Raw genomic sequence first — 1,150 nt, 5'->3', positions numbered from 1 at the left:
GCCGGTTAAAGCAGTGGTAATAGAGGGAATATTCCATGCCACAATCAAAAACAAGAATGTCATCAACAAAAATGGCGCAGGCAGGAGCAATGCAGCTGCAATCGAATCTAAAGGTGATGAACCGAATTCAGAAACTTTAGAATCAAAATACGAGGTGAGCATTGCACACAATAGAGTAAACATCACCACATTAAGAATGTAGTTGGCGCATTGCCCGATCCAGTTCATGCCGTAATTTCGAGTTGCGGGGAACAACATGCATCCTAGAAAAAGCGGGCCAACCATTAAAACCAAAGCCAGACTGATTTTAGCAACCACATAAAAGGCAAATGAAACGCCTAAAATTGCCCAGCCACACAAAGCGACAATCTGTGATATGCCAAACATGTTGAGGTGGCTGCCTACTTGCAATACATTAAATCTATTATCCAATGCTGCAAGCTTGTCTAATAATGCACTTAATTTTTCCGCACTTGCATCAAAAGCATTCACTGAAAAACTTTTGCCAAATACCGAAGACAGACCTTCTGGCATGTTGTAAATGAGATTAGCCAATTTTGCATATTGCCCAGCGTTAAACGCCAAAGCAATAATGACCAGCCAGCCCATTGCCCGTTTGGAAATGTCTAGAATGTTCTCGTCTAGGCCCCTGTTATAAGCGTTAATTGCAACCAAAAGTAGATAGAGACCAAACCCAGCAGAAAAAATTGGTGCAATGCTAGATATGAGTGAACTGGCATTGCTGAACAAGTCTGTTCCAAGCTTAACCGTGAAGGTTTCTGCTAAATTCCCAAATACGGAAGATGTAGACATATTTAAACCCTATAAAAAAACGGACGGGATTAACCGTCCGGGTGGGTTGAAAAATTACATTGCTATTTTTCGTTGGCACATTCTGGCAAATTCAAGTTAGAACGCTTAGACAAAATGCATCGCTCCTTATGCACTCGTGCCTGCTCTGCTTTTTCGTCGTAGCTAGGATATGGTTTGTTGTCGCTACAAGCAGCCAAAAAAGTAAAGCAAAGAAGGGGTAACGCCAAAAGTAATTTTTTCATTTAAATCAGACCTTGTTAGTTGCAACCAGAAATCCCTAAATTAGATCGCTTAGAAAGAATGCACTGCTCATTTTGAACGCGCTGCATCTCTGCTA

Annotated in this window: 1 protein-coding gene; it reads right to left on the bottom strand. The window is 41.3% G+C overall.

Annotated elements, in window-relative coordinates; translation table 11 throughout:
• Nucleotides 1–813 (bottom strand): type IV secretion system protein (locus A2F46_RS11660; protein WP_156471648.1); only part of this gene is annotated, 813 nt, incomplete at its 3' end.
• Nucleotides 814–1,150 lie beyond the last annotated feature (337 nt).

Source organism: Snodgrassella sp. CFCC 13594, from assembly GCF_001590725.1.
Lineage (GTDB): Bacteria > Pseudomonadota > Gammaproteobacteria > Burkholderiales > Neisseriaceae > Snodgrassella.
This window is presented reverse-complemented; position numbering and strand designations above follow the sequence as displayed.